4 protein-coding genes are annotated in these 3,216 nt (G+C 66.1%); all 4 read right to left on the bottom strand.

Annotation, left to right across the window (positions count from 1 at the left end; all coding sequences use genetic code 11):
- Positions 1–318 precede the first annotated feature (318 nt).
- On the bottom strand, positions 319–2,001 hold the full coding sequence (locus tag K2Z83_RS08830) for a cbb3-type cytochrome c oxidase subunit I (protein WP_220594813.1): 1,683 nt from the start codon (positions 1,999–2,001) through the stop codon (positions 319–321).
- Positions 2,002–2,022: 21 nt separating this feature from the next.
- On the bottom strand, positions 2,023–2,508 hold the full coding sequence (locus K2Z83_RS08825; RefSeq protein WP_220594812.1) for a cytochrome c oxidase subunit II: 486 nt from the start codon (positions 2,506–2,508) through the stop codon (positions 2,023–2,025).
- On the bottom strand, positions 2,505–2,675 hold the full coding sequence (locus K2Z83_RS08820) for a hypothetical protein (protein WP_220594811.1): 171 nt from the start codon (positions 2,673–2,675) through the stop codon (positions 2,505–2,507). The genes K2Z83_RS08825 and K2Z83_RS08820 overlap by 4 nt, the downstream gene beginning before the upstream one ends.
- A gap of 79 nt (positions 2,676–2,754) precedes the next feature.
- Positions 2,755–3,216, bottom strand: a 462-nt coding sequence (locus tag K2Z83_RS08815; RefSeq protein ID WP_220594810.1) for an SCO family protein, incomplete at its 5' end; no start/stop codon positions are given.

The raw sequence follows: 3,216 nt of genomic DNA, 5'->3' as shown, positions 1-3,216 counted from the left end.
CTGATTCGGCCCTTCTGAAACCTTGTCTTAGCGCGAATACGCCTTGGGGTAACCTATGATCGTCGGTGCCTCAGCTGGCGACTGACGTCGCAGCGCGGGGGCCTCCGGCCATCCGCCCGCGGAGGCGGGCGGTTCCGGCGTCGGCCTGCGCCGACGCCCGGCGCGCAGCGCCGCTCCGGCGCGACGTGAGTCGCCAGCCGGTGTGGCTTAACCCAGGGCTTATTCGCGCGAACAAAAACTGATGGTGCTGCGGCGCGGCGTAGCCGCGCCGCAGCACCATCAGTGCAGCATGTGTCTGCTGGGCACATGCTTACGCGATCACCAGGGCGAGAGCCCGGGGATGTTCAGGCGGGCGTTCGTCACCAGGTTGAACAGCGTCGGGCCGTAGTTGGTCAGGATGAGCACGGCGGCCACCGCCAGCCAGGGCGTGAAGCGGTCGAGGATGGCCGGGGTGTCCTCGGGGCCGGAGAGCGCCTTGGCGAAGGGCACCGGCTCGTTGTAGCCCTTCTTGCCGGCGCTGATCGTCATGATGATGTTGAAGTAGTAGAGCGCCGCGCTGGCGAACATCAGCAGGCCGCCGATCATCGTGAAGGGCAGCAGCAGCTTCCAGTTGTCCAGCACATAGGGCGCCCCGCCGATCATCGTGCGCCGGGGCATGCCGCGCAGCCCCAGCTCGTGCATGAAGTGCGAGAAGATGCCCATGCCCACAAACCAGAGCCAGGCCTGGGTCAGCGCCATCTTGCGGCTCCACAGGTGCCGGCCCGTCAGGTAGGGCACCAGCCAGTAGGTGATGCCCATGAAGCTCAGGGCCACCGCCGTGCCGACCGTCAGGTGGAAGTGGCCGGAGACCCACGAGGTGTTGTGGACGACCAGGTTCAGGTTGTACGAGGCGTTCACCAGGCCGCCGATCCCGCCGAAGGCGAACAGCAGCATGGCCACCACCTGGGTGGTGAACTCGGGCTTGCCCCAGGGCAGGCTGAAGATCCAGGTGAGCCAGCCCTTGCCGCCGCGCTTGCGGCCCGAGTACTCCAGCGAGGCCACCACATTGAAGAAGGTCAGCAGGCTGGGGAAGAAGACCACGAAGGTGAAGGTGGCGTGGACCAGCTTCCATGCCTCCGAGATGCCCGGGTCGGCCACCTGGTGGTGGATGCCGATCGGCACCGAGAGGATGAGGAACAGGATGAAGGACACGCGGGCCATCGGCTCGCTGAACAGCTTGCCGCCGGCGTGGTTCGGCACCAGGGTGTACCAGGAGATGTAGGCCGGCAGCAGCCAGAAGTAGACGATCGGGTGGCCGGTGAACCAGAACAGCGTGCGGGCCAGGATCACGTCGGTGCCCGCCACCAGGCCCAGCGACCAGGGGATGAGCAGGAAGATCATCTCCGAGGCGATGCCGATCGTGGCGATCGTCCACATCGCCATGGTGGTGATCGCCATAAAGGCCGCGAGCGGCGTCTTCTTGCCGGGGTTGGCCTTCAGCCAGGCGTTGCGGGTCAGCACCATGTTCAGCAGCAGCAGCCAGGTCCCGGCCACCACCAGCGTCAGCCCGATGTAGTAGAGCGAGCTGGCCTTCAGCGGCGGGTAGAAGGTGAACATCACCGTCGCCTGGTTGAGCAGCAGCGGCACCGCCGCCAGCAGCAGGCCGGTCGCCATCACGCCCAGCGTGGCCCAGCCCATCGCCGGGCTGACCAGGGGCTTGTCGAGCGACTTGGCGAAGATGAAGGTCAGGAAGCCGATGATATAGAAGGTGGTGAAGACCAGCACGTTGAGCACGCCGTGCAGCGTCAGGCCCTGGTAGTAGCCGCCGGGCAGCACCGGCTTGACCGCCGGGTACAGGTCGATGTTGTTGTAGTTGAGCACCTGGAACACGCCCATCAGCCCGCCGACGGCCAGGGCCGCGAAGGCGATGATGATGTTGATCGCGGCCAGCCGCTTCTCGGTGCTGAAGCGGTCGGCGCTCTCGGCGACCATCGACCGAGACGATGTCATTGCACGAGCCATAGTGAGTCCCCTACTCCATGCTTACTTTACGATCACCTTCCCGAACATCGCCTGGTGCCCGCCGCCGCAGTACTCGTGGCAGACGATCAGATACTCGCCCGGCCTGCGAAAGGTCGCCGTCACCTTGGTGATCTGGCCCGGCACGACCATCCCGTTCACGTCCGTGCCCTCGATCTTGAATCCGTGGACCACGTCGCGGCTGGTCAGCGTGAAGGTGACCTTCGAGCCGAGCGGGACCTCGATCGAGTTCGGGGTGAACATAAAGACCTGGGCGATCACCGTGGCCTCATAGACGCCGGGGGCCATCTCGCGGATGCCGGGGTTGTCGAAGGGCGCAGTCTGCGCCAGGGCCTGCGGGTCCACCCGGCCGACGTCGGTCGGCACGCGGATGCCGACGGCGAAGGCGGTGATCACCACCGACACAAAGAGCACGATCGGGATAGCCACGCTCGGCAGGATCCACGCCACCTCAAACAGGTAGCCGACAAACTTGCTGTTGTCTCTCATAGCGGTGGCAGGCCTCCATTGTTCAGCAGCGTCAGGTAGGCCTGCATCCACAGCGTGACCGTGACGATCAGGTAGCCGATCATGATCAGCAGCGTTCCCCGCGGCGGCTCGTGCTCCTCGTGCTCCTCGTCCTCCACTGCCTTCACCTGGTCATTGTCGTCTGCCATGCGCGTGCGCTCCTTGTATCTTATGACTGACAGTTGGGGCGCAGCAGCGCGGCGCTGCTGCGCCCTTACACCTGTGCCGCTAGTCCGGGTAGCACAGGAAGAGGTGCGAGACCTCGTAGATCTGGCGCATCACCCCACTGCTGTTGCGCTCCTGGGCGAGCAGCCCCAGGTCGCGGTTGAGCAGGCCCATCGTCAGATCCTGCGGCGCGTAGCGGGCGCGCAGGATGCCCTTCTCATCAATGAGGAGCACCTCCTGGTCGTGGATCATGCTGCCGTCTGCGGCGGGCTTCTCGTAGTAGATGCCCAGCTCGCCGCCGGCCAGCCCCTTGATCTCCTCGGGCGCGCCGGTGAGGAAGGCCCAGCTCGTCGGGTCGGCTCCCATCTGTGCGGCGTAGGCCCGCAGCACCTCCGGCGTGTCGTAGGCCGGGTCCAGGCTGATGGTGGCGAAGGTGAGCTGCGCGCCCAGCGTGCCGGCCGTCGCCAGGGCGGCGCGCACATCCTGGAGCCGGCGGTCGAGCTCGGCGCAGCCCGCGCCGCAGCG

Origin of the sequence: Oscillochloris sp. ZM17-4, from assembly GCF_019599295.1 — a bacterium.
Lineage (GTDB): Bacteria > Chloroflexota > Chloroflexia > Chloroflexales > Chloroflexaceae > Oscillochloris.
The sequence above is the reverse complement of the archived record's forward strand: the minus strand, read 5'-3'. Positions and strand labels throughout refer to the sequence as shown.